Below are 24,304 nucleotides of genomic sequence, written 5' to 3'. Positions count from 1 at the left end.
GGCCCTCGCCCGCCCCCGGCGAATCCGGCATTCCGTACGCGCCGCCGGGACCACCCGAACACCAGGAAGTCCGTGCGCCCCACCCGCCCCAGCCGTCCCGCCGCCGCCCGCCGGGCCACCGCCGTCCTCCTGCTGCTCGGCGCGCTCGCGTACACCGCCTGGGTCCTGGAGCTGGTGATCGCCACCGGTCTGGACCCCGTCCGGGCCTACGTGAGCGAACTGGCCGCCGCCGACCAGCCGCTGGGCGGGCTGTTCCGGGCCACCGACCTGGCCGCCGGACTGCTCGTCCTGGCCGGTGCGCGGACCGCGCTGGTGGCGTCCGGGCGCCGCCCGTGGACGACCGCGGGCTGGGCGGCGCTGGCGCTGTTCGGCGCCGCGACCGTGCTGGACTCCCGGCTGCCGCTGAGCTGCGCGCCCACCGCCGACCCGGTCTGCGCCGCCCGGGAGACCGCCGGACTGGTCCCGGCCACCCACACCGCGCACGCCGTCAGCAGCACCCTGGCCATGGCCGGGGCGCTCGCCGCGCTGGTCCTGCTCACCGCGGCCGCCCGCCGCTACGGCCACTGGCCCGCGCTCGCCCGCTTCGGCCCGCCGCTGGTGCTCGCCGAGGCCGCCGCCACCGCCTGGACGCTGGCCGAGGTCGCCGCGCTCACCGCCGGCGGCGACACCTGGGCGCTCGGCGTCGGCCAGCGCCTCCAGGTGCTGCTGGTCGCCCTCTACCTCGCGCTGCTCGCCGGGTGCGTGGCGCGCGACGGGTCCCAGCCGCCGGCCCGGTGCGGGGACGCGCGGTGAGCCGCGTACCGGGCGGCCGCCCCGTACCGGGCCGGATGGTGCGGGTCGGCGGGGTGCCGCTGCACGTGGTGTGCGAGGGCAGCGGCCCGGTGGTGGTGCTCAGCGGCGGTCTGGGCATGGCGTGGTCCGACTGGGACGCGGTCGCCGCGCTGCTCGCCGCGCACCGCACCGTCGTCCGCTTCGACCGCCCCGGGCTCGGCCTGAGCGCCGGCCGGCCGGGCGGCCCGGCCACCCTGGCCGGTGAGGCGGACCGGATCGCCGCCCTGCTGGACGCGCTCGGCCACCGCGGGCCGGCCACCGTCGTCGGCCACTCGCTGGCCGCCTTCCACGCCGAGGCGTTCGCCCGGCTGCACCCCGGCCGGTGCGCCGGACTGGTCCTGGTCGACGGCAGCACCGAGGAGTCCCCGGCGCCCCTGCTGCCGCGGGCGGTCCGGGGCGCGTGGGCGCGCGGCGCGGCCGGCGCGCTGCGCGCCGCCGGACTGCCGCGCCTGCTGGGCCCGGCCGCGCGCCGGTTCCTCGTCCGCGCCGGAACGGTGGCCCGGCTGCCGGGCGCGGCCCGGGACGCCGCGCTGTACGGGAGCAGCCGGGTGGTGCGCGCCTGTCTGCTGGAGAACGCCGGCTACGCCTACCAGGCCGCCGACCTCGCCGCGCTGCGCCGGGCCCGCCCGCTGCCCGCCGTCCCGGTCACCGTGCTGGCCGCCGACGACGGCCGGGGCACCCGTGGCGGGCGGCGCTGGCTGGCCCGCCAGCGGGCGCTGGCCGCCGCGCTCGGCGCGCGCTGGACGGTCGCCGCGCCCGCCGGCCACCTGGTCATGGCGGACGCCCCCGGAGCGGTCGCCCGGGCGGTGCTGGACCAGCGGTGACGGTGTCGGAGCGGCGGTGACGGCGGCCTGACCGGACCGGCGTTTACCGGCCGCACGCCGCCACACGGAGCGCCCAAAAGCGGGTCAAGCGCCGCTCACGGAGCGTCCAAGACTGGGCCAAGGCTCTCGCTTCCCGCGCCGTGCGGCGCTGAGCCTGGTCGCGGCGGGAAAAGACACCGGGAGGAAGCCGGGAGGGGGTCACGGGTCGGCGGTTCTGATTCAGGCCAAGGGTGCGTAATGTGACGGTAACCCGCCGACGTGATACTGGTGGGCCAAAACGCGATGATCCCACGCGTGGACAGGCCGGATGACCTGCAAGGATTGGTGAAGCATGGACAAGCAGCAGGAGTTTGTGCTCCGGACGCTGGAAGAGCGCGACATCCGCTTCGTCCGGCTGTGGTTCACCGATGTCCTCGGCTTCCTGAAGTCCGTCGCGGTCGCCCCGGCCGAGCTGGAGCAGGCGTTCGACGAGGGCATCGGCTTCGACGGCTCGGCCATCGAGGGCTTCGCCCGGGTCTACGAGTCCGACATGATCGCCAAGCCGGATCCGGGGACGTTCCAGATCCTGCCGTGGCGCGCCGAGGCCCCGGGCACCGCCCGGATGTTCTGCGACATCCTGATGCCGGACGGCTCGCCCTCGTACGCCGACCCGCGCTTCGTCCTCAAGCGCATCCTGGCCAAGACCTCCGACCTCGGCTTCACCTTCTACACCCACCCCGAGATCGAGTTCTTCCTGCTGAAGGACAAGCCCGTGGACGGCTCCCGGCCGATCCCCGGCGACTCCTCCGGCTACTTCGACCACACCCCGCAGAACGTCGGCATGGACTTCCGCCGCCAGGCCATCACGATGCTGGAGTCGATGGGCATCTCGGTGGAGTTCAGCCACCACGAGGGCGCGCCCGGCCAGCAGGAGATCGACCTGCGCTACGCCGACGCGCTGTCCACCGCCGACAACATCATGACCTTCCGGCTGGTGATGAAGCAGGTCGCGCTGGAGCAGGGCGTGCAGGCCACGTTCATGCCCAAGCCGTTCTCGGAGTACCCCGGCTCCGGGATGCACACCCACCTCTCGCTCTTCGAGGGCGACCGCAACGCCTTCCACGAGTCCGGCGCCGAGTACCAGCTCTCCAAGGTGGGGCGCTCCTTCATCGCCGGACTCCTCCGGCACGCCGGCGAGATCTCCGCCGTCACCAACCAGTGGGTCAACTCCTACAAGCGCATCTGGGGCGGCGCCAACCGCACCGCCGGCGCCGGCGGCGAGGCCCCCTCGTACATCTGCTGGGGCCACAACAACCGCTCCGCGCTGATCCGCGTCCCGATGTACAAGCCCGGCAAGATGGGCTCCACCCGCGTCGAGGTCCGCTCCGTCGACTCCGGCGCCAACCCCTACCTCGCCTACGCGGTGCTGCTCGCGGCCGGCCTGAAGGGCATCGAGGAGGGCTACGAGCTCCCGGCCGGCGCCGACGACGACGTCTGGGCGCTCTCCGACTCCGAGCGCCGCGCGATGGGCATCGAGCCGCTGCCGCAGAATCTCGGCGAGGCCATCGAGCTGATGGAGCGCAGCGAACTGGTCGCCGAGACCCTCGGCGAGCACGTCTTCGACTTCTTCCTGCGCAACAAGAAGCAGGAGTGGGAGGAGTACCGCTCCGAGGTCACCGCCTTCGAACTGCGGAAGATGCTGCCGGTGCTCTGACCGCCCAGGGCCACCCCCGCGTCCGCGCCGACCCGCCACCGAGAGGCCGCCCATGGCACCACCCGCTCCGCAGGGACGGCGGAGCTCCGCGTTCACCCGGCTGCTGAGGCACGGTTTCTCCGACCCCTCGGCGGCCGGCGCGCTGCTCGACGCCCCCGAACTCGCCCCCGTACGCGACGATTCGGTGCTGCTGGAGACGCTCGGCGGCACCGCCGACCCGGACCTGGCGCTGCGCGCGCTGGTCCGGCTCGCGGAGGCGCTCGGCCCGGCGGAGCGGTCCGAGCTGCTGGCCACCCTCACCACCGCCAAACCGCTGCGCGACCGGCTGCTGGGCGTGCTCGGCGCGTCCGAGGCGCTCGGCGACCACCTCGTCCGGCACCCGGACGACTGGCGGTCGCTGGCCGTCTACGAGGCGGCCGATCTGCACCCGGCCACCCCGGAGTTCGAACGGGCTCTGGCCGAGGGCATCTGGGGCGGGGCGGCCGCCGGCCGGCCGCGGGCGGACGCGCTGCGCGCCGCCTACCGCCGCTGCCTGCTGGGCATCGCGGCCCGCGACGTCTGCGGCACCACCGACGTCGCGGAGACCGCCGCCGAACTGGCCGACCTGGCCACCGCCACCGTCCGCGCCGCCCTGGAGATCGCCTACGAGGAGCAGCCCGGTGACGCCGCGCAGTGCCGGCTGGCGGTGATCGGCATGGGCAAGTGCGGCGGCCGGGAGCTGAACTACGTCTCCGACGTGGACGTCATCTTCGTCGCCGAACCCCGCGACGGCGCCGAGGAGGCCAAGGCGCTGCAGGCCGCGACCCGGCTCGCGTCCCGGATGATGCGGCTGTGCTCGGACACCACCGCCGAGGGCACCATCTGGCCGGTGGACGCCAACCTCCGCCCCGAGGGCCGCAACGGCCCCCTGGTCCGCACCCTCTCCAGCCACCTCGCCTACTACCAGCGGTGGGCCAAGACCTGGGAGTTCCAGGCGCTGCTCAAGGCCCGCCCGATGGCCGGAGACCTCGCGCTCGGCCAGGAGTACACCGACGCGCTGGCGCCGATGGTCTGGGACGTCGCCGAGCGGGAGAACTTCGTCGCCGACGTCCGCCAGATGCGCCGCCGGGTCGTGGAGAACATCCCCGCCGCCCAGGTCGACCGCGAGCTGAAACTCGGCCCCGGCGGGCTGCGCGACGTCGAATTCGCCGTCCAGCTCCTCCAGTTGGTGCACGGCCGCACCGACGCCACGCTGCGCAGCGCCACCACCCTCGACGCCCTGGCGGCGCTCGCGGCCGGCGGCTACGTCGGCCGCCAGGACGCCGCCGCGCTGGACGCCGCCTACCGCTTCCTGCGCACCCTGGAGCACCGCATCCAGCTGTTCCGGCTGCGCCGCACCCACCTGATGCCCGAGGACGCCGCCGAACTCCGGCGCCTGGCCCGCTCGTTGGGGATGCGCACCGAACCGGTGGAGTCGCTGCGCCGGGAGTGGAAGTGGCACGCCCGCGAGGTCCGCCGGCTGCACGAGAAGCTGTTCTACCGGCCGCTGCTGGACGCCGTCGCCCACCTGGAACCCGGCGAGACCCGGCTGTCGGCGAAGGCGGCCGGCCACCGCCTGGGGGCCCTGGGCTACGCCGACCCCGTGGGCGCGCTGCGCCACCTGGAGGCGCTGGCGTCCGGGGTGTCCCGCAAGGCCGCGATCCAGCGCACCCTGCTGCCCGTCCTGCTCGGCTGGTTCGCCGACTCCGCCGACCCGGACGCCGGACTGCTGAACTTCCGCAAGGTCTCCGACGCGCTCGGCAAGACCCCCTGGTATCTGCGGCTGCTGCGCGACGAGGGCGCCGCCGCGGAGAACCTCGCCCGGGTGCTGTCGGCCGGCCGGCTCGCCCCCGATCTGCTGCTGCGCGCCCCCGAGGCGGTGGCGCTGCTCGGCGCCGCCGACGGGCTCCAGCCGCGCGGCCGGGCCGCCCTGGAGCAGGAGGTGCTGGCCGCGGTCGGCCGCGCGGACGGCGCCGAGGCGGCGGTGGCGGTGGCCCGCGGGGTGCGCCGCCGCGAGCTGTTCCGGACCGCCGCGGCCGACGTCATCGGCGCGTACGGCACCGAGGCCAGCCCGGCCGGCACCGACCACGGGCACGCCGTCGACGGGGTCGGCGCGGCGCTCTCCGACGTCAACGCCGCGACCCTGGCCGGCGCGCTGCGCGCCGCGGTCCGCGAGCGGTGGGGCGACACCCTGCCCACCCGCTTCGCGGTGATCGGCATGGGCCGCTTCGGCGGCCACGAGATGGGCTACGGCTCGGACGCCGATGTGCTGTTCGTCCACGAACCGCGCGAGGGCGCCGATGAGCACGAGGCCGCCAAGGCCGCGTACGCGGTCGCCAACGAGATGCGCCGGCTGCTCCAGATCCCCTCCACCGACCCGCCGCTGCCGATCGACGCGGACCTGCGCCCGGAGGGCAAGTCCGGCCCGCTGGTGCGCACCCTGGCCTCGTACGCGGCGTACTACCGGCGCTGGTCGCTGGTGTGGGAGGCGCAGGCGCTGCTGCGGGCCGAGCCGGTGGCCGGGGACAAGGAGCTGGGCGAGCGGTTCACCGAGCTGATCGATCCGCTGCGCTACCCGGCCGAGGGGCTGGGCGAGGACGCGGTGCGCGAGATCCGCCGGCTCAAGGCCCGGATGGAGTCCGAGCGGCTGCCGCGCGGCGCGGACCCCACAACCCACACCAAGCTCGGCCGCGGCGGCCTGAGCGATGTGGAGTGGACGGTGCAGCTGATGCAGCTGCGGCACGGCTGGGAGCTGCCCGGACTGCGCACCACCCGCACCCGGGACGCGCTGGCCGCCGCGCACGCCGCCGGGCTGATCGGCACCGACGACGCCCGGACCCTGGACGAGGCGTGGGTGCTGGCCGCGCGGGTGCGCAACGCGGTGATGCTGGTGCGCGGCCGCCCCGGCGACACCTTCCCGGCGGACGCCCGGGAGCTGGCCGCGGTCGGCCGCTACCTCGGCTACGAGGAGGGGCACGTCGGCGACATGCTGGAGGACTACCGGCGGATCACCCGGCGGGCGCGGGCGGTGGTGGAGGAGCTGTTCTACGGCGGCTGAGCCGGCCGGAGTTCAGCGGGCCGGGCCTCGGTCCCCGGGGATCAGTCCCCGGGGATCAGTCCGCCGGGCCTCAGCCCGCCGCGTCCCGCCCGGCCCGCTCCAGCAGCGCCCGCAGGTGGGCCAGATACCCGGCCAGGGTCAGTTCGAAGGCGGCGTCCGCGCGGTCCGGGCCGGTGGCGGCCTGGGCCGCGGCCAGCCGGGGCGCCTCGGCGTCCCCGGAGACCTCCCACATCGGCTCCGGCGCCGACATGTCCAGCGCCGAGCCCAGGACGAGGTTGTCCAGGCCGGTGATCACCGGCATCACCGCGTCCGGCGGGAAACCGGCGTCCAGCAGCAGCCCGGCGACCCGGTCGTACTGGGCCAGCACCCGCGGCGCGCGGACCGGCGAGGTCATCAGCATCGGGATCGCCCGCGGATGGGCGGCGAACGCGGCGCGGTAGGAGCGCGCCCAGGCGGCCAGCGCCGCGTCCCAGGCACCGGCGTCGAGGGCGGCGGGGTCGATCGCGTCGGTGACCCGCTCGCGCAGCAGCTCGACCACACCGGCCCGGCCGTCCACGTGGTGGTACACCGACGCGGTCTGCACACCGAGCCGCCGGGCCACCTCCGGGACGCTGAAGTCGCCCTTCTCGTCGACGAGTTGGAGCGCGGTGGCGCCGATCCGCGCCCGGTCCAGCAGGGCCTTCCGCGGCCGCCCCATGGTGCCCCCTCCCGGCGAAAGCCCCCGTCGCGGGGTCTTCCCGAATCGTACGGCGCGGGGTACGGTCCCCAAACCGAAAGGCTTTAGGTTTCTCTCCCCCGGCCGGTCGCGCCGCCGTCACCACCGTCCGCGCCCGGCCGCTCCCTCCTCCCTGTCCTGACGCAGAAGGGCGACCGAGCCATGGCCGCAGACTCCGGGTCCCGCAGCGGGGCGCCGCAGCAGACCCCGCCGCCGACCGCCACCGCGGCGGCCCCCACCCTCCGCCGCGGCACCCTCGGCGTCGCCGACATCGCCTTCTTCGTCATCTCCGCCGCCGCCCCGCTCACCGTCATGGCCGGCACCTCGCCGATCGCCCTCGGCGCCGGCGGCCTGGGCGCGCCCGTCGGCTACCTCCTGGCCGGCGCCACCCTCGCCCTCTTCGCCGTCGGCTTCACCACCATGGCCCGGCACGTGCGCAACGGCGGCGGCTTCTACGCCTTCATCACCCGCGGCCTGGGCCGCCCGGCCGGCTTCGGCGCCGCCACCGTCGCCCTGCTCGCGTACAACGGCATGCAGATCGGCGTCTACGGGCTGCTCGCCACCGCCACCCAGGACGCGCTGAAGGCGTTCTGGGGCATCCACGTCCCCTGGCCGCCGATCGCGCTGGCCGGCGTCGCGGTCATCTGGTTCCTCGGCTACCGCAGCATCGACTTCGGCGCCAAGGTGCTGGGCGTCCTGCTGATCGCCGAGACCGGCATCCTCGTCCTGCTCGCCGGCGGCGTCCTGCTGCACGGCGGCGCCCACGGCCTGGCCCTGGACTCCTTCACCCCGCGCCAGGTGCTCGTCCCCGGCACCGGCGCGGTGCTGGCCTTCGCCTTCGCCGCGTTCACCGGCTTCGAGTCCACCGCCATCTACCGCCGCGAGGCCCGCGCACCGCGCCGCACCATCCCGCGCGCCACCTACATCGCGGTCGCCTTCCTCGGCCTCTTCTACGCCTTCACCATCTGGATCGTCATCCAGGCGTACGGCGCCGACCGGATCGTGGCGGCCGCCCTCGCCGACCCGGCCGGGCTCTTCTTCACCGCCACCAGCCGCTACGTCGGCACCTGGGCCGCGGACCTGATGCACCTGTTCATCCTGACCAGCATCCTCGCCTCGCAACTGGCCTTCCACAACGCCATCAACCGCTACGGCCTGGCCATGGCCCAGGAAGGCGTACTGCCCGCCGCCCTCGGCCGGGTCCACCCGCGCCACCGCTCCCCGTACACCGCGGGCGCGGTGCAGAGCGTGCTGGCCGCCGTGGTCGTCCTCGGCTTCGCGCTGGCCGGCGCCGACCCGTACACCCAGCTGCTGCTGTGGATGAACACCCCCGGCATGCTCGGCCTGCTGGCGCTCCAGGCGCTCACCGCGATCGCCGTACCGCTGTACTTCCGCCGCTTCCGCCACCGGGAGGGCGCGCTGCGCACCCTGGTCACGCCGATCGCCGCCACCGTGCTGATGCTCGGCGCGCTGGTGCTGGTCATCGCCAAGATCGACATCATGACGGGGGCCGGCGCCACCACCGACACCGTCCTCGTCCTGGCCGTCCCGGCCGCCTTCGCCGCCGGACTGCTGCTGGCCCGCCGGGTCCGCCGCACCCGCCCCGCCGTCTACGCGGGCTTCGCCGCCGAACCGGAGGAGGACGGGGCGGACGGCGATGGGCCGGACGAGGACGGGCCGGACGGCGGCGGGCCGGCGGCGCCCGAGCAGGCGGCGGAACCGGCGGCCGCACCGGCCGCCCCCCGCTCCGGCACCCCGCCCGAAGAGACCGCGGCCCGCCGCTGACCCGCCCGCGCCCGTACCCCCGCCCCCGTAAGGAGCAGCCCGTGCCGTCCACCCCGTCCACCCCGGCCGCCCCCGCCCGCGGCCCCCGCGCCACCGCCGCCGACACCGTCCTCACCGGCGCCCGGGTCCGCACCCTCGACCCCGACCGCCCCTGGGCCGAGGCCGTCGCCGTCAAGGACGGGCGGATCGCCGCGGTCGGCGGCGCGGCGGACGTCCGGGACTGGCGGGGCCCCGGCACCGAGATCATCGACCTGGCCGGCGCCACCCTCGTCCCCGGCCTGACCGACGGCCACAGCCACCCCGTGTGGGGCGTCGAGATGGCCACCGGCCTGGACCTGAGCACCGTCCGCGACCTGCCGGAACTCCGCGACCGGCTGGCCGCCGCGGCCCGCGCGCTGCCGCCCGGCGGCTGGCTCACCGGCTGGGGCCTGGACCACAACGTCTTCGGCGGCCGGCCCGTCCACCGCGACCTCATCGAGGACGCGCTCGGCGGCGCGCCCGCCTTCCTGCGCCTCTACGACGGCCACTCCGCCCTGGTCAGCGGGCGGGCGCTGGACGCCGCCGGGATCACCGGGCCGCGCGCCTTCGCCCAGCGCGCCAGCGTCGTCTGCGACGACGGCGGCCGCCCCACCGGGCACCTCGTCGAGCACGCCGCGATGGACCTCGTCCTGCCCGCCATGCCCCGCCCCTCGGCCGCCGACCGCCGCGCCCGGCTGCTCGCCCTGCTGACCGAGATGGCCGCCGCGGGCCTCACCGGCGCCCATGTCATGGACCTGGAGCACGCGGACGTCCCCGAGCTGCTGGCCGGTGTCGAGGCGGACGGCCACCTCCCGGTGCGGCTGCGGATCGCCCCCTGGTGCATGCCCGGTATCGACACCGATGGCCTGGACCACCTCGTCGCCCTCCAGCGGCTGGCCGGCCGGCACTGGCGGATCGGCGGGGTGAAGTTCTTCATGGACGGCACCGTCGAGGGCGGCACCGCCTGGCTGGAGCGGCCCGACTGCCACGGTCAGGGCACCGACGCCTTCTGGCCCGACCCCGCCGCGTACACCGCCGCCGTCCACCACCTCGACCGGGCCGGGGTGCGCACCGCCACCCACGCCATCGGCGACGCCGCGGTCCGGCACGTCCTGGACACCGTCGAACTGCTCCCCACCGGCCGCCCCGGCGCCCGCCTCCGCCACCGTATCGAGCACATCGAGACCGTCCCGGACTCCCAGCTTCCGCGCTTCGCCCACCTCGGCGTCGCCGCCTCCATGCAGCCCACCCACACCCACTACACCCGCGCCGACCACACCGACGCCTGGTCCCGGCGGGTCGGGGCGGAGCGGGCCGGCCGCGCCTGGCGCTGCCGCGATCTGCGGGACGCCGGCGCCGTCCTCGTCCTCGGCTCCGACTGGCCGATCGCCCACCACGACCCCCGCCAGGTACTGGCGACCGCCCGGCTGCGCCGCCCCGCCGGCCGCCCCGACGTGGACCCGGTCACCCCGGGGCAGGCCCTGACCGGGCTGATGGCCCTGGAGGGCATGACCTCGCACGCCGCGCTGGCGGCCGGCGAGGAGGCCGAGGCCGGCCGGATCGCGCCCGGCTACCGCGCCGACCTGACCGCGCTCGCCGCCGACCCGGTCACCGCCCCGGCCGACGAGGTGGCCACCGCCCCCGTCCGCCTGACCATGACCGGCGGGCACGTCACGCACCGCGCCGAGCGCTGACCGGTACGGCGGTCCGGTACGGCGCCCCGGTACGCGAACGGGCCGCGGGCGGCGCTCCGCCCGCGGCCCGTCACCGCATCCGTGTCCGGGTGTCCGGCCTCACACCCCCAGGGGCGCCGGCCCGGCCGCCACCGCGTACCGGGCCAGCCGGTGCGGCAGCCGCCCGTACCACGCGCAGGCCAGCGCGTAGCCGAACGCCAGGCACAGCACCCCGCCCAGCGCGTCCAGCCAGAAGTGGTTGGCGGTGGAGACGATCACCGTCAGCGTCGTCGCCGGGTAGAGCACGCCCAGCACCCGGGCCCACGCCGCCCGCGCCAGCAGCACGATGGTGATCCCGCACCACAGCGACCAGCCGATGTGCATCGACGGCATCGCGGCGTACTGGTTGGACATCGACGCGAGATTGCCGGACGCCATCGAGCCCCAGGTGCCGTGCACCACGACGGTGTCCACGAAACCGCCGTCCGGCATCAGCCGGGGCGGCGCCAGCGGGAAGAAGTAGTAGCCGACCAGGGCGACGCCGGTGGTGGCGAAGAGCGCCAGCCGGGCCGCCGCGTACCGCCCGGGATGCCAGTGGTAGAGCCACACCAGCACCCCGATCGTCACGATGAAGTGCAGTGTCGCGTAGTAGTAGTTCATCGACACGATGAGCCAGGTCACCGAATTCACCGCGTGGTTGACGGTGTGCTCCACCGCGATGCCCAGCGCGTGCTCGGCCCGCCAGATCCAGTCGGCGTTCCGCAGCGCCTGCGCCTTCTGCTCGGGGACCGCGTTGCGGATCATGGAGTACGTCCAGTAGCTGACCGCGATCAGCAGGACCTCGAACCACAGGCGGGGTGCGCGAGGGGTTCTCAGCCGGGCCAGCCGCCCCGGGCCGTCCGGGCGGTCCGCGGGCTCCCCGGCGGCTGTCGGGGCGGCTGACGGATCGTCCAGAGTCCTCACGTGCGCTTCACCCATAGGCAGACAGTCTGCCAGAAAGGGGTGTGCACCCGATCATCCCTTGGTCGGGTAAACGGCCTCCGGGATCCACCCCCCGAACCACCTGCGGAGTAGGCCCAGGGGAGGACCCGTCCCCCTAGGGGACGGCCCGGCGGAGCCCTACCGCGCGGCCCGCAGCGGACGCGGGACGGCCGTCCCGGGAGCCGCCTCCGGCACCGAGGCGGTCGAGCCCCGCACCACCAGCTCCGGGTGGAAGACGAACTCGCTGTGCGGCGCGGGCGTCCCGCCGATCTCCTCCAGCAGCGCCCGCACCGCCGCCTGCCCCATCGCCTGCACCGGCTGCCGGATGGTGGTCAGCGGCGGATCGGTGAACGCGATCAGCGGGGAGTCGTCGAAGCCCACCACGGACATCTGCCGCGGTACGTCGAGACCGCGCTGCCGGGCCGCCCGGATCGCGCCCAGCGCCATCATGTCGCTGGCGCACACGATCGCCGTCACCCCGCGCTCGATCAGCGCGCCCGCCGCGGCCTGCCCGCCCTCCAGCGTGAACAGGGAGTGCTGCACCAGCCCCTCGGCCTCCGCGCCCTCCAGCCCCAGCTGCTCCCGCACGCACCGCAGGAACCCCTCGACCTTCCGCTGCACCGGCACGAACCGCCGGGGCCCCAGCGCCAGCCCGATCCGCCGGTGCCCCAGCGCGGTGAGGTGCGTCACCGCCAGCTCCACCGCGGCCCGGTCGTCGGGCGAGACGAACGGCGCGCGCACCTGATCGGAGAAGCCGTTGATCAGGACGAACGGCACGCCCTGGCCGCGCAGCCGCTCGTAGCGCCCCATGTCGGCGGAGGTGTCGGCGTGCAGCCCGGAGACGAAGATGATGCCGGCCACCCCGCGGTCCACCAGCATCTCGGTCAGCTCGTCCTCGGTGGAGCCGCCGGGCGTCTGGGTGGCCAGCACCGGGGTGTAGCCCTGGCGGGTCAGCGCCTGCCCGATCACCTGGGCGAACGCCGGGAAGATCGGGTTCTCCAGCTCCGGGGTGATCAGCCCGACCAGGCCCGCGCTGCGCCGCCGCAGCCGCACCGGCCGCTCGTACCCGAGCACGTCGAGCGCGGCCAGCACCAACTGGCGGGTGGTGGCGGAGACACCGGGCTTCCCGTTGAGAACCCGGCTGACGGTGGCCTCGCTGACACCCGCCTGCGCTGCGATATCGGCAAGCCGGGCGGTCATGAGGGGGACTGTACCGCCCGCTTCTCAGATTGCCCACCAGGTGCAGCTGTCCCCGGGCAGCACCGCCGACGCCCCCTCGGCCGCCACCGGCGCGCTGGAGAGCAGCAGTTCACCGGGCAGCGGCAGGGACACCGGCTCGGGGCGGGTGTTGACCGTGCACAGCACCCCGGGCCGGCGGAACGCCAGCACCCCCTCCGGCGCCGGCTGCCACGCCATCTCCCCGTCGCCCAGGCCCGGCAGCCGGCGGCGCAGCGCCAGCGCGCCGCGGTACAGCTCCAGCGTGGACGCCGGGTCGCCGGTCTGCGCGGCGACGCTCAGCGCGCCCCAGCCGGCGGGCTGCGGCAGCCAGCTGCCGCCCGGCCCGAAGCCGTACGGCGGGTGCTCGCCGGCCCACGGCAGCGGCACCCGGCAGCCGTCCCGGAAGCCGTCCTGGCCGCCGGCGTCCGCGCCGCCGGACCGGCCGCGGAAGAACGCCGGGTCCTGCCGCACCTCGTCGGGCAGGTCGGTGACCTCGGGCAGGCCCAGCTCCTCGCCCTGGTAGAGATAGGCGGAGCCGGGCAGCGCCAGCATCAGCAGGGTCGCGGCGCGCGCCCGGGCCAGGCCGCCGCCGAGCCGGGTGGTGTGCCGCACCACGTCGTGGTTGGAGAGCACCCAGGTGGTGGGCGCGCCCACGGCGACCGCGGCGGCCAGCGAGGAGTCGATGACCGCGCGGAGCGCCGCGGCGTCCCACGCGGTGTTCAGGAACTGGAAGTTGAACGCCTGGTGCAGCTCGTCCGGGCGGACGTAGAGGGCCAGCCGCTCCACGGTCGGCGCCCACGCCTCGGCGACCCCGATGACGTCCCGGCCGTGCGCCCGCCCGTAGTCGTCCAGCAGCCGCCGCCAGGAGCGGTGGATGGCGTGCACCCCGTCCTGGTCGAAGAACGGCAGGACCTGGGTGCCGATCAGCCGGGCCTGCTCGCCGTGGCCGATGTCGGGCAGGCCGGGCGCCTTGACCATGCCGTGCGCGACGTCGATGCGGAAGCCGTCCACGCCGAGGTCGAGCCAGAAGCGGAAGATGGCGGCGAACTCCTCGTGCACCTCGGGCCGTTCCCAGTCCAGGTCCGGCTGCTCGGGCGCGAAGAGGTGCAGATACCAGTCGCCGCGGTCGGTGCGGGTCCAGGCCGGGCCGCCGAAGACCGACTCCCAGTCGTTGGGCGGGAGTTCGCCGTGCGGGCCGCGGCCGGGCCGGAAGACGTAGCGCTGCCGGGCCAGCTCCGGGTCCCGGAACCACGGGTGGCGGTCGGAGGTGTGGTTGGGGACGATGTCGAGGATCACCCGCAGGCCCAGCGCATGGGCCTCGCTGATCAGGTCGGCGGCGTCCTGGAGGGTGCCGAAGAGCGGGTCGACGGCGCGGTAGTCGGCGACGTCGTAGCCGCCGTCGGCCTGCGGCGAGGCGTAGAACGGCGTCAGCCAGAGCGCGTCCACGCCCAGCCCGGCGAGGTAGGGGAGCCGTTCGCGCACCCCGCGCAGATCGCCGACGCCGTCGCCGTCGCTGTCGGCGAACGAGCGGACGTAGACCTGGTAGATGACGGCGTCGCGCCACCACCCCCGGCTCTCGTGCGGTGCGGCGGCCTGGGGGGCGGGGCCGGGGGAAGTGAGCTCCTGGGTCATCTGCCGTCCCTGTCAGGTCTCGGGCGAAGTGCTGAAAGTGCTTCCACGGGGTCAACGCGCGGGCGGGCGGCGGGTGACGGTGGCCCGGAGCCCCGGGAGGGACCCGTTCCGGCCGTTCCGCCGCACCGGCTTCCAGAATTCTTGCAGAAAAATCCCGCAACATCTTTCGGTTCGTTGATGCCGCTGTTACGTTCCAGACCGCCAACCGAGGCTTTCCCGAAGGAGTTCAGATGCGGCGTGGCATACGTGGCGTACTCGCCACCGCGCTGGTAGCGGGCCTGGCACTGGCGGCGACGGCATGCGGGGACGGAGGTGGCGGCGGCGGCTCGGCGGGCGGGGAACTGTCCGGAACGGTCACCTTCTGGGATACCTCCAACGACGCCGAGAAGGCCACGTACCGCAAGCTCGCCGAGGGTTTCCAGAAGGAGCACCCCAAGGTCAGGGTCGACTATGTGAACGTGCCGTTCGGCGACGCCAACGCCAAGTTCAAGAACGCCGCGGGCGGCGGCGCGGGCGCCCCGGACGTGATGCGCACCGAGGTCGCCTGGGTCGCCGACTTCGCCAACCTCGGCTACCTCGCCCCGCTCGACGGCACCCCGGCCCTGGAGAACACCGGCGACTACCTCCCGCAGGCCCTCGGCTCGACCAAGTTCGACGGCCGCACGTACGCCGTCCCGCAGGTCATCGACACCCTCGGGCTCTTCTACAACAAGAAGCTCCTCGAGGACGCCGGCGTCCCCGTCCCCAAGACCTTCGCCGAACTGGCCGCCGCCGCCCGCACCATCAAGGCCAAGACCGGCGCCACCGCCCTCTACCTCCGCGGCGACGACCCGTACTGGTTCCTGCCCTACCTCTACGGCGAGGGCGGCGACATGGTCGACGCGGCCCACAAGAAGGTCACCATCGACAGCGCCGCCGGGGTCCGCGCCTTCCGCACCCTCAAGCAGCTGGTGGACTCCGGCGCCGCCGTCACCGACGCCACCGACGGCCAGGAGAACCAGCTCAAGGCCCTCAAGGACGGCACCGTCGCGATGGCCGTCGACGGACCCTGGGACATCGAGGGCGCCCGCGCCGGAAAGGCGTTCGCCGACAAGGGCAACCTCGGCGTCGCGCCCGTCCCCGGCGGCAGCAAGGCCCAAGGCTCCCCGCAGGGCGGCTGGGACCTCTCGGTCTACGCCGGCAGCAAGAACCTCCCCGCCGCCTACGCCTTCGCCAAGTACATGAGTTCGGCGAAGGTCCAGCAGCAGACCACTGAGCAGCTCAGCCTGCTGCCCACCCGCAAGTCCGTCTACACCGCCCCCTCGGTCAAGCGGAACGAAATGGTCGGCTTCTTCAAGCCCGCCGTGGACGGCGCCGTCCAGCGCCCCTGGATCGCCGAGGGCAACTCCCTCTTCGAACCCCTCAAGGTCCAGATGAACAAGGTGCTCACCGGCGCCGCCACCCCCGAACAGGCCGCCAAGGCCACCGGGGACGCCTACCGGAAGCTGCTCAAGGACTACTCGTGACGGTCACCGCCCGCATCCGCCGGGCGCTCTCCACCCACTGGTACGCCTGGGCGATGACCGCGCCGGCCGTCCTCGTCATCGGCGTCATCATCGGCATACCCCTGGCCCGCGGCGTGTTCTTCTCCCTCACCGACGCCAACGAGGCCAATGTCGAGCGCTCGATCGGCATGAACCACCTGCCCGCCACCTACCACTTCACCGGCCTGGCCAACTACCGCGCGGTCCTCACCGACGACGTCTTCTGGAGCCGCCTGGGCTGGACGGCGGTGTGGACGGCCGGCTGCGTCTCCCTCACCTTCCTCACCGGCCTGGCCCTGGCCACCCTCCTCAACCGCCGGCTGCGCGGCCGCACCTTCTACCGGCTGGCGCTGATCCTGCCCTGGGCCGTCCCCGCCTTCATCTCCGTCTTCACCTGGCGGCTGCTCTACAACGAGAAGAACGGCCTGCTCAACAAGGTGCTGGCCGGCGGCGGTATCGACGCCGTGCCCTGGCTCAACGACCCGGCCTGGGCCAAGCTCTCGGTCATCGCCGTCAACGTCTGGCTGGGCGTGCCGTTCATGCTCGTCGCCCTGCTCGGCGGCCTCCAGTCCATCCCCGGCGAGCTGTACGAGGCCGCCGAGATGGACGGCGCCGGCCCCTGGCAGCGCTTCCGCCACATCACCGTGCCCGGGCTGCGCACGGTCAGCGGCACCGTCCTCCTGCTCTCCACCATCTGGACGTTCAACATGTTCCCGGTGATCTTCCTGCTCACCCGGGGCGGGCCCGGCGACGCCACCGAGATCCTGGTGACCTACGCCTACCGGCTCTCCTTCGTGGACAGCCCCCGGAACTTCTCCGCCTCCGCCACCTGGGGCGTGGTGATCCTCGTCCTGCTCGCCCTGGCCGCCGCCGGCTACCGCCGGGCGCTGCGCAAGCAAGGAGAGGTGTGGTGACCATGACCCGCACTGCCCGTACCCGTCCGCGCACCCGCGCCGACCGGCACCCGCTGGCCTCCGCCGGACTGCACCTGGCGCTCTCGGCCGCCACCGTCATCGCGGTCTTCCCGCCCCTGTGGCTGCTGATCACCTCGTTCAAACCCCGCAACGACGCCTTCACCACGGCCCTGGCCACCCACCCCACCCTCGCCAACTACCAGCACGTCCTGACCGGGACGCCGTTTCTGCGGTGGTTCGGGAACTCCCTGCTGATCGTCGGCCTGACCACCGTCCTCGGCGTCTTCATCGCCGCCACCACCGGCTACGCCGTCAGCCGCTTCCGCTTCCCGGGCCTGCGCCCGCTGATGTGGCTGCTGCTGCTCACCCAGATGTTCCCGGTCGCGGTGCTGATCGTGCCGCTCTACAACCTGCTCGCCGGGCTCGGCCTGCTCAACCAGCCCGCCGGCCTCGTCCTGACGTACCTCACCATCGCCGTGCCGTTCTGCGCCTGGATGATGAAGGGCTTCTTCGACACCATCCCGGTGGAGATCGACGAGGCCGGCCGGGTGGACGGCCTCAACCCCTTCGGCACCTTCTGGCGGCTGGTCCTCCCGCTCGCCCGCCCCGGCCTGGCCGTCACCGGCTTCTACACCTTCGTCACCGCCTGGGCCGAGGTCGCCTACGCCTCCGCCTTCATGACCGGCGAGGAGAATCTGACCCTCGCCGGCGGCCTGCAGACCTTCGTCAACCAGTACACCAACGACTGGGGTTCGATGACCGCCGCCGCCGTGCTGATCGCCGTACCGGCCGCGGTCGTCTTCGCGTTCGCCCAGCGCCACCTCGTCTCCGGACTGACCGCCGGCACGACCAAGGGATGACATGACCCGACAGCACAGCGCCCCGCCCGGCACCGCCCCCGCCGGCCCGGCCGCGCCGGCCACCGGCTGGTGGCGCGACGCCGTGATCTACCAGATCTACCCGCGCAGCTTCGCCGACGGCAACGAGGACGGCACCGGCGACCTGCCCGGTATCCGCGACCGCCTGCCCCACCTGCGCGACCTGGGCGTGGACGCGGTCTGGCTGAGCCCGTTCTACGCCTCGCCGCAGGCCGACGGCGGCTACGACGTCGCCGACTACCGCGCCGTGGACCCGCGCTTCGGCACCCTCGCGGACGCCGAGGCGGTCTTCCGCGAGGCCCACCGCCTGGGCCTGCGGGTGATCATCGACATCGTCCCCAACCACTGCTCCGACCACCACGCGTGGTTCCGCCGCGCGGTGGCCGAGGGCCCCGGCTCGGTCCACCGGGAACGCTTCCACTTCCGCCCGGGGCGCGGCCGCGACGGCGAACTCCCGCCCAACGACTGGGAGTCGGTCTTCGGTGGCCCCGCCTGGACCCGCCTGGCGGACGGCGAGTGGTACCTCCACCTCTTCGCCCCCGAGCAGCCCGACTTCAACTGGGACCACCCCGCCGTCCAGGACGAGTTCCGCTCGATCCTCCGCTTCTGGCTCGACCTCGGGGTGGACGGCTTCCGGGTGGACGTCGCGCACGGCATGGTCAAGGCCCCCGGCCTGCCCGACATCGGCCACGGCGAACAGGCCCGGCTGATCGGCTCCCAGGTCCTGCCGTTCTTCGACCAGGACGGGGTGCACGCCATCTACCGCTCCTGGCGGGCCATCCTCGACGAGTACCCGGGCGAGCGGATCGGCGTCGCCGAAGCCTGGGCGCCCACCGTCGAACGGCTCGCCCGCTACGTCCGCCCCGGCGAACTCCACCAGGGCTTCAACTTCCACTACCTCAACACCCCGTGGGACGCCGGCGCGCTCCGCACCGCCATCGACACCTCCCTCACCGCCCTGGGCGCGGTCGGCGCACCGGCCACCTGGGTGCTCTCCAACCACGACGTCGTCCGCCACCGCACCCGCCTCGGCGGCGGCCTGGACCGCGCCCGCGCCGCCACCCTCCTGATGCTGGCGCTGCCCGGCTCCGCCTACCTCTACCAAGGCGAGGAGCTGGGCCTGCCGGAGGTCACCGACCTGCCCGACGAGGTGCGCCAGGACCCGTCGTTCTTCCGCGCCAGCGGCCAGGACGGCCTGCGCGACGGCTGCCGCGTCCCGCTGCCCTGGAGCGGTACGGAACCCCCGTACGGCTTCGGCGGCGACAAGCCCTGGCTGCCGCAGCCGGCCGGCTGGGCCGGACTCACCGTCCAGGCCCAGACCGGCGACCCCACCTCCACCCTGGAGCTGTACCGCACCGCCCTCGCCCTGCGCCGGTCGCACCCCGGCCTGGGCGCCGGAGCGGCGGTGGAGTGGCTGCCGGCCCCCGACGGCGTCCTGGCCTTCCGCCGCCCCGGCGGACTGGTCTGCACGGTGAACACCACGGACACCGACGTCCGGCTGGCCCTGCCGCCGGTCCGCCAACTCCTCTCCTCCCGCGCGCCGTTCACCGCCCCGCGCGACCGGGCGGTCCCCGCGGCCGCCGGGCCCGCCGACGTCCGGCACCTGCCCGCCGACACCACCGTCTGGTGGCAGGAGTGACCGGCCCCGCCGCCCGGCCCGGCCCGCGCCTGTCGGACCTCGCGGCCCAGGCGCGGGTCAGCGAGGCCACCGCCAGCCGGGTCCTCAACGGCCGGGCGGGCGTCGCGGCGGGCACCCGGCAGCGGGTGCTCGCCGCGCTCGACGTCCTCGGCTACGAGCGCCCGGTCCGGCTGCGGCGGCGCAGCGCCGGGCTGGTCGGCCTGGTCATCCCGGAGCTGACCAACCCGATCTTCCCGGCGTTCGCGCAGGTCATCGAGCAGGTCCTGGCCGGCCACGGCTATACGCCGGTGCTGTGCACCCAGATGCCCGGCGGCGCCACCGAGGACGAACTCGTCGAGCAGCTGGAGGCGCGCGGCGTCACCGGTATCGTCTTCCTCTCCGGCCTGCACGCCGACACCGCCGCCGACCCCACCCGCTACCACCGCCTCACCGCCCGCGGCGTCCCCTACGTCCTGATCAACGGCTACCACGACCGCATCGACGCGCCCTGCGTCTCGCCCGACGACCGCGCCGCGGCCCGGATGGCCGTCCGCCACCTCGTGGAACTCGGCCACCGGGACATCGGGCTGGCCGTCGGCCCGGAGCGCTACGTCCCCTCGCGCCGCAAGGCGGAGGGCTTCACGGCGGCGCTGGCGGAGGCGTTCGGCCTGTCCGGGGGGCAGGCCGAACGGCGGGTCAAGCACACCCTGTTCAGCGTCGAGGGCGGCGCCGCCGCGGCCGCCGCGCTGCTGGACGACGGCTGCACCGGCATCGTCTGCGGCAGCGACCTGATGGCGCTCGGCGCGATCCGCACCGCCCGCCAGCGCGGTCTGGACGTCCCCGGCCGGCTCTCCGTCGTCGGCTTCGACGACTCCCCGCTGATCGCCTTCACCGCCCCGCCGCTGACCACGGTGCGGCAGCCCGTCCCGGCGATGGCCACCGCCGCGGTGGGCGCCCTGATCGAGGAGATCCAGGGGAACGCGGTCCAGCGCACGGAGTACGTCTTCCAGCCGGAGCTGGTGGTACGGGGGTCGACGGGGCCGGTGCGCACTGCTTCCTCTCGCTGACGGGCCGTCAACTCTCTTGCTCTGGTGGCCGGTCCGGGCGGCCGGGCGCGTAGGGGCCGCCGCGGGGCGGTGGCCCACCGGCCGGCCGGACCGGCTCGCCCCGGAACGTAACACTGTTGCAATCTCTTGCGAAAGGTCTTGCGGGGGATTGAGGGTGATTCGGTACGGGTCGCGGTCCGGGGCGGGTGCCCCAGGCGCGGGTGGTGATTCGGTGGGGCCGCTCGGGGGCGCTCACCCCAGCCGCTTCTCCAGCAGCGTCACCGCGTAGCGGCTCCCGCCGGCGCCCTCCTTGTGCGGCTGCGCGCCCACGACCGCGTAGCCCGCCCGCTCGTAGTACGTCCGCAGCCGGGGGTTGCCCGCCATGCAGTCCAGCCGCGACCAGGGCCGCCCGGACTCCGCGATCCGCCGCTCCGCGTGCCCCAGCATCGCCCGGCCCAGCCCGGCCGGGGCGTGCCCGCGGTCCACCATCAGCCGGTGCACATACCCGGCCTCCGGCGGCCGCGGGCCCCACGCGGGTTCGTCCTCCCACCACAGCTCGAAACCGCCCACGACCCGCCCGGCGGCCTCCGCCAGCCAGACCTCGCCGTCGGCTATCCGCTCCCGGAAGTGCGCCGCGTCCTTGCCGCCGGGCTTCCACTGGTCGATGCCGTGCGCCACCATCCAGCGGGCCGCCGCGTCGTACAGGCCGGCCAGCACGTCCGGGTCGCCGTCCGGACCGGCGAGCCGGTAAGTGATCTCTGCCATGGCCGGATTCTGCCGTATGCGCGGCACGCCGCCCCAGGGGCGCCGGCGCCGCTCAGACCGGCTGGGGCAGCGCCAGCAGCCGGCCCACCAGGTCCGCGAACATCCCGTCCGCCGGCTCGTCCGCCAGCATCCGGCGCACCACCCGCGCCATCCCCTCGTCGTACGCGGCACTGACCGCCGCCAGCGCCGCGAAGTCGTGCACCAGCTGCCGCTCCAGCTCCGCGCGCGGCACCCGCCGCCCGTCCAGCCACAGCAGCGCGGTGGTCTCCGCCAGCGAGATCCACGAGCGGACCACCAACTCCAGCCGGGGGCCGGGGTCCTGGGCGTCCGCGCCGAGATGGGCGAGGATCTGGGCGTAGGCGGCCTGCCGTACGCCGTCGATCAGCGCGCCGGTCCGCGTCGAGCCGATCGCCGGGCCGCCGCGCATCAGCGCCGAGAAGCCCGGCCCGTGCTCGTCCACGAAGTCGAAGAACCGCTCCATCACGCGCAGCAGCCGGGCGCCGAGCGGGCCCTCGTGCGGTTCGGCGAAGCGGGCCGTCAGCTCGTCGGCGGCCCGGCGCAGCGCCGCCTCGTACAGCTGCTGCTTGCCGGGGAAGTAGTGGTAGACCAGCGGGCGCGATATCCCGGCGGCCTCGGCGATCTCGTCGATCGAGACGTCCTCGGGGGAGCGGTGGCTGAAGAGGCCGAGCGCGACGGCGATCAGCTGCTCGCGTCGCTCCTCGACCCCCATCCTGCGGCGTGCCCCGGTGGTCATGCGCCCACCCTAACGACCGGCCCGGCGGCTCCACCACCGTTCCGCCGCCCGCCCCGGGGCACCGCCCGCCCCCGGGTCAGAGGTCCAGCACCAGCCCCCCGGTGCCCGGCTTCGCGCGGGACACGCAGATCAGCAGCGAGTCACCGCGCTCCGCGTCCGTCAGCAGCTCGTCCCGGTGGTCCACCTCGCCGGCCAGGACGCGCTGCTGGCAGGTGCCGCAGAAGCCCTGCTCGCAGGAGTACGGCAGATCGGGGAGCGCCTGTTCGCGGATCGCCCGCAGCACGCTGGTGCCGGCCGGGACGGTCACGGTACGGGCGGTGCGGCGCAGTTCGACCTCGAAGGGCTCGTCGGTGGCGTGCGGTACGTCGTCGGACGGGCCGTGGGCGTGGGGCTCGTTCCCGGTGGCGGGGCCCGCCGGGGTTCCGGTCGCCGGGCCGTCCCCGCCGGTACTCGCCGTGAACCGTTCCGTATACAGCGCCAACCCCTCCGCCCCCTGGGGCAGCAGGGCGGCCACCGCGTCCATCATGGGCCCGGGGCCGCAGCAGTACACCGCGGCGTGCGGGGGCGCGGCGGCGAGCGCCGCGGCCAGGTCGGGCCGCCCGTCCTCGTCCTCCGCGACGACGGTCAGCCGCTCGCCGTCCGCGCCCCCGGCCAGCTTCTCCACCTCTGCCAGGAACGGCATCGACGCCCGCGACCGCCCCGCGTACAGCAGCCGCCACGGCACCCCCTCCGCCTCGGCCCGCCGCACCATGGGGAGGATCGGGGTGATCCCGATACCGCCCGCCAGGAAGAGGTAGGCGTGGTGGTCCTCCAGCGGGAAGCGGTTGCGGGGGCCGCGCACCTCGACGGTCGTGCCCGCGCGCAGCGCCTCGTGCACCTCCCGCGAACCGCCCCGGCCGTCCTCCACCAGCCGCACCGCGACGGTGTACGAACCGCCGTCCGTCCGCAGCGCGTCGGCCGGTTCGCCGCACAGCGAGTACGGGCGCACGGCACCGGAGGGCAGGACGAGATCGAGGTGCGCGCCCGGTTCCCAGGCGGGCAGCCGCGCCCCCTCCAGGCGCAGGGCCACCACCCCTTGGGCGGCCTCGGTCCGCTCGGCCACCCGGAGCCGCAGCCCCGCCGGGCGCGCCGCGGCCCGGCCCTGCCCGGAGACCGGCTGCTCCAGCGCGGGCAGCGGCCACAGCGGCGACCGCCGGATCCGGCGCCGCAGCGCCCGGCGTACCGGCAGCGCGGTCCCGGCGACGGCCAGGGCGGTCCCGAGCCGAGCCGCACCCCGGCCGGCGGGTCGGGGCGTACGGACAGACGCGGGCATCTCAGGCTCCTCCGGAGGCGGTATTGGTGGTGGCGGTCGACGTCGCGGCGGCGGTGGCGGCGGGCGAACGCTCCAGATAGGCCAGGGCCTGCTCGGTGCTCCCGTACCGGGACGGGTGGTAACGGCGGCTCAAATACTGGGGGATGGACCGCAGCATCGCCCCGGGCGTCGGCAGTACGCCCTGCCGCCCGCCCCGGAGGAAGTCCCGTACCGCGGCCTTCCCGTCGGTCAGCGTCGGGTCGTTCGCCATGAAGAAGCGGGTGCCGCGCTGCCACAGGAACACCAGCGCCGTGAACGCCGTCGCCCACGTCCGCGCCCGCCGCCGGTAGTCGCCGTCCAGGTGCAGGAAGAGGTCGAAGGCCACCGAGCGGTGCTCGACCTCCTCCGCGCCGTGCCAGCGCAGCAGGTCCAGCATGGTCGGATCGGCTCCCCGGGCGTCCAGCGCGCGGGCGTTGAGCACCCAGTCGCCCAGGAACGCGGTGTAGTGCTCGATGGCGGCGATCATCGCCACCCGCTCCTTCAGCCACCACTCCCGGGCCCGCCCCGGCGGCAGTGTCCGGTCCCCGAGCAGCTTCTCGAAGAGCCAGTCGACCTGCGCGGTGTACGGGGTGGGGTCCAGGCCCAGCTCCCGGAGGTGCGGCAGCACGTCGTCGTGCGCCTGGGAGTGCATGGCCTCCTGGCCGATGAAGCCGATGACGTCCGCCCGGAGCCGCGGATCGCGGACGTACGGCAGCGCCTGCTTGTAGACGTGCACGAACCAGCGCTCGCCGGCCGGAAGCAGCAGATGCAGGACGTTGATGGTGTGCGTGCTGGAGGGGTCGCCGGGTATCCAGTGCAGGGGGGTGTCCGCCCAGTCGAAGGACACCTTGCGGGCCTTCAGCGGGGTGTGCTCGGACGCGACCGGCTGGGGCCGCAGCGAGGCCGTGTTAGACATGGCGTCAATGTACTGGCGGGTGGGGGGCCCCGTCAGCCCCCCGACGGCCAAAATTGCGCCGGCCCTTTTGGCCCCCGCCGGCCCAACGGGGCCCCCCCCCACCGCCCCCCCCCC

19 protein-coding genes are annotated in these 24,304 nt (G+C 74.7%); 11 read left to right on the top strand and 8 right to left on the bottom strand.

Going from position 1 to position 24,304, the window contains the following annotated elements; translation table 11 throughout:
* The first annotated feature begins 72 nt into the window (after positions 1-72).
* From ADL22_RS17125 to ADL22_RS17110, 4 genes are all read left to right on the top strand, one after another.
* Positions 73-792 (top strand): DUF998 domain-containing protein, encoded by a 720-nt coding sequence (locus ADL22_RS17125; RefSeq protein ID WP_066979709.1) that lies wholly within the window; start codon positions 73-75, stop codon positions 790-792.
* A 35-nt stretch (positions 793-827) separates the two neighbouring features.
* On the top strand, positions 828-1,655 hold the full coding sequence (locus ADL22_RS17120; protein ID WP_066979794.1) for an alpha/beta fold hydrolase: 828 nt from the start codon (positions 828-830) through the stop codon (positions 1,653-1,655).
* A 331-nt stretch (positions 1,656-1,986) separates the two neighbouring features.
* A complete protein-coding gene (gene glnA / locus ADL22_RS17115; RefSeq protein ID WP_066979707.1) occupies positions 1,987-3,348 on the top strand; it encodes a type I glutamate--ammonia ligase in 1,362 nt (453 codons plus the stop codon).
* Between the two features lie 52 nt (positions 3,349-3,400).
* On the top strand, positions 3,401-6,424 hold the full coding sequence (locus ADL22_RS17110; RefSeq protein ID WP_066979704.1) for a bifunctional [glutamine synthetase] adenylyltransferase/[glutamine synthetase]-adenylyl-L-tyrosine phosphorylase: 3,024 nt from the start codon (positions 3,401-3,403) through the stop codon (positions 6,422-6,424).
* 70 nt (positions 6,425-6,494) lie between these two features.
* On the opposite strand, the gene ADL22_RS17105 is transcribed toward ADL22_RS17110, so the two are convergent.
* The gene (locus ADL22_RS17105) at positions 6,495-7,121 is read right to left on the bottom strand and encodes a TetR/AcrR family transcriptional regulator (protein ID WP_066979702.1); all 627 of its coding nucleotides are present in this window, start codon (positions 7,119-7,121) and stop codon (positions 6,495-6,497) included.
* 180 nt (positions 7,122-7,301) lie between these two features.
* Here ADL22_RS17105 and ADL22_RS17100 point away from each other — a divergent pair, with 180 nt between their 5' ends.
* The gene (locus ADL22_RS17100) at positions 7,302-8,924 is read left to right on the top strand and encodes an APC family permease (RefSeq protein ID WP_066979699.1); all 1,623 of its coding nucleotides are present in this window, start codon (positions 7,302-7,304) and stop codon (positions 8,922-8,924) included.
* 41 nt (positions 8,925-8,965) lie between these two features.
* Entirely contained in the window at positions 8,966-10,636 is a 1,671-nt protein-coding gene (locus ADL22_RS17095) for an amidohydrolase (protein ID WP_066979696.1), read from the top strand.
* 99 nt (positions 10,637-10,735) lie between these two features.
* Here ADL22_RS17095 and ADL22_RS17090 read toward each other — a convergent pair whose 3' ends face one another.
* The 3 genes from ADL22_RS17090 to ADL22_RS17080 all read right to left on the bottom strand — a co-directional run bounded on the left by ADL22_RS17090 (position 10,736) and on the right by ADL22_RS17080 (position 14,446).
* Positions 10,736-11,593, bottom strand: a complete 858-nt coding sequence (locus ADL22_RS17090) for a phosphatase PAP2 family protein (protein WP_199836317.1) — start codon at positions 11,591-11,593, stop codon at positions 10,736-10,738.
* A 141-nt stretch (positions 11,594-11,734) separates the two neighbouring features.
* Positions 11,735-12,796 (bottom strand): LacI family DNA-binding transcriptional regulator, encoded by a 1,062-nt coding sequence (locus ADL22_RS17085; RefSeq protein ID WP_066979691.1) that lies wholly within the window; start codon positions 12,794-12,796, stop codon positions 11,735-11,737.
* Between the two features lie 24 nt (positions 12,797-12,820).
* A complete protein-coding gene (locus ADL22_RS17080; protein ID WP_066979688.1) occupies positions 12,821-14,446 on the bottom strand; it encodes a glycoside hydrolase family 13 protein in 1,626 nt (541 codons plus the stop codon).
* Between the two features lie 230 nt (positions 14,447-14,676).
* On the opposite strand from ADL22_RS17080, the gene ADL22_RS17075 reads away from it, so the two are divergent.
* Genes ADL22_RS17075 through ADL22_RS17055 form a run of 5 tightly spaced genes read left to right on the top strand, consistent with a single transcriptional unit; the run spans position 14,677 to position 20,446 of the window.
* Positions 14,677-15,951, top strand: a complete 1,275-nt coding sequence (locus ADL22_RS17075) for an extracellular solute-binding protein (protein WP_066979686.1) — start codon at positions 14,677-14,679, stop codon at positions 15,949-15,951.
* Positions 15,948-16,883 carry a carbohydrate ABC transporter permease gene (locus tag ADL22_RS17070; protein WP_066979683.1) on the top strand — a complete coding sequence of 312 codons (936 nt, stop codon included), beginning with the start codon at positions 15,948-15,950 and terminating at the stop codon, positions 16,881-16,883. The genes ADL22_RS17075 and ADL22_RS17070 overlap by 4 nt, the downstream gene beginning before the upstream one ends.
* Before the next feature lie 2 nt (positions 16,884-16,885).
* Positions 16,886-17,743: a sugar ABC transporter permease gene (locus ADL22_RS17065; protein WP_066979681.1), complete on the top strand. Its 858-nt coding sequence runs from the start codon at positions 16,886-16,888 to the stop codon at positions 17,741-17,743.
* A gap of 1 nt (position 17,744) precedes the next feature.
* Positions 17,745-19,400, top strand: a complete 1,656-nt coding sequence (locus ADL22_RS17060) for a glycoside hydrolase family 13 protein (RefSeq protein ID WP_066979678.1) — start codon at positions 17,745-17,747, stop codon at positions 19,398-19,400.
* A complete protein-coding gene (locus ADL22_RS17055; protein ID WP_066979677.1) occupies positions 19,397-20,446 on the top strand; it encodes a LacI family DNA-binding transcriptional regulator in 1,050 nt (349 codons plus the stop codon). Before ADL22_RS17060 ends, ADL22_RS17055 begins: the two co-directional genes overlap by 4 nt.
* A gap of 231 nt (positions 20,447-20,677) precedes the next feature.
* Here the strand turns inward: ADL22_RS17055 and ADL22_RS17050 are convergent, their stop codons facing one another.
* The 4 genes from ADL22_RS17050 to ADL22_RS17035 form a co-directional block, all read right to left on the bottom strand.
* Positions 20,678-21,190 carry a GNAT family N-acetyltransferase gene (locus ADL22_RS17050; protein ID WP_066979674.1) on the bottom strand — a complete coding sequence of 171 codons (513 nt, stop codon included), beginning with the start codon at positions 21,188-21,190 and terminating at the stop codon, positions 20,678-20,680.
* 52 nt (positions 21,191-21,242) lie between these two features.
* Positions 21,243-21,944, bottom strand: coding sequence for a TetR/AcrR family transcriptional regulator (locus ADL22_RS17045; RefSeq protein WP_079064210.1), 702 nt, complete (start codon positions 21,942-21,944; stop codon positions 21,243-21,245).
* Between the two features lie 76 nt (positions 21,945-22,020).
* Positions 22,021-23,256 (bottom strand): PDR/VanB family oxidoreductase, encoded by a 1,236-nt coding sequence (locus ADL22_RS17040; protein WP_066979669.1) that lies wholly within the window; start codon positions 23,254-23,256, stop codon positions 22,021-22,023.
* 1 nt (position 23,257) lies between these two features.
* Positions 23,258-24,190, bottom strand: coding sequence for a metal-dependent hydrolase (locus ADL22_RS17035; RefSeq protein WP_066979666.1), 933 nt, complete (start codon positions 24,188-24,190; stop codon positions 23,258-23,260).
* Positions 24,191-24,304 lie beyond the last annotated feature (114 nt).

This window comes from Streptomyces sp. NRRL F-4489 (assembly GCF_001509485.1).
Lineage (GTDB): Bacteria > Actinomycetota > Actinomycetes > Streptomycetales > Streptomycetaceae > Streptomyces.
The sequence above is the reverse complement of the archived record's forward strand: the minus strand, read 5'-3'. Positions and strand labels throughout refer to the sequence as shown.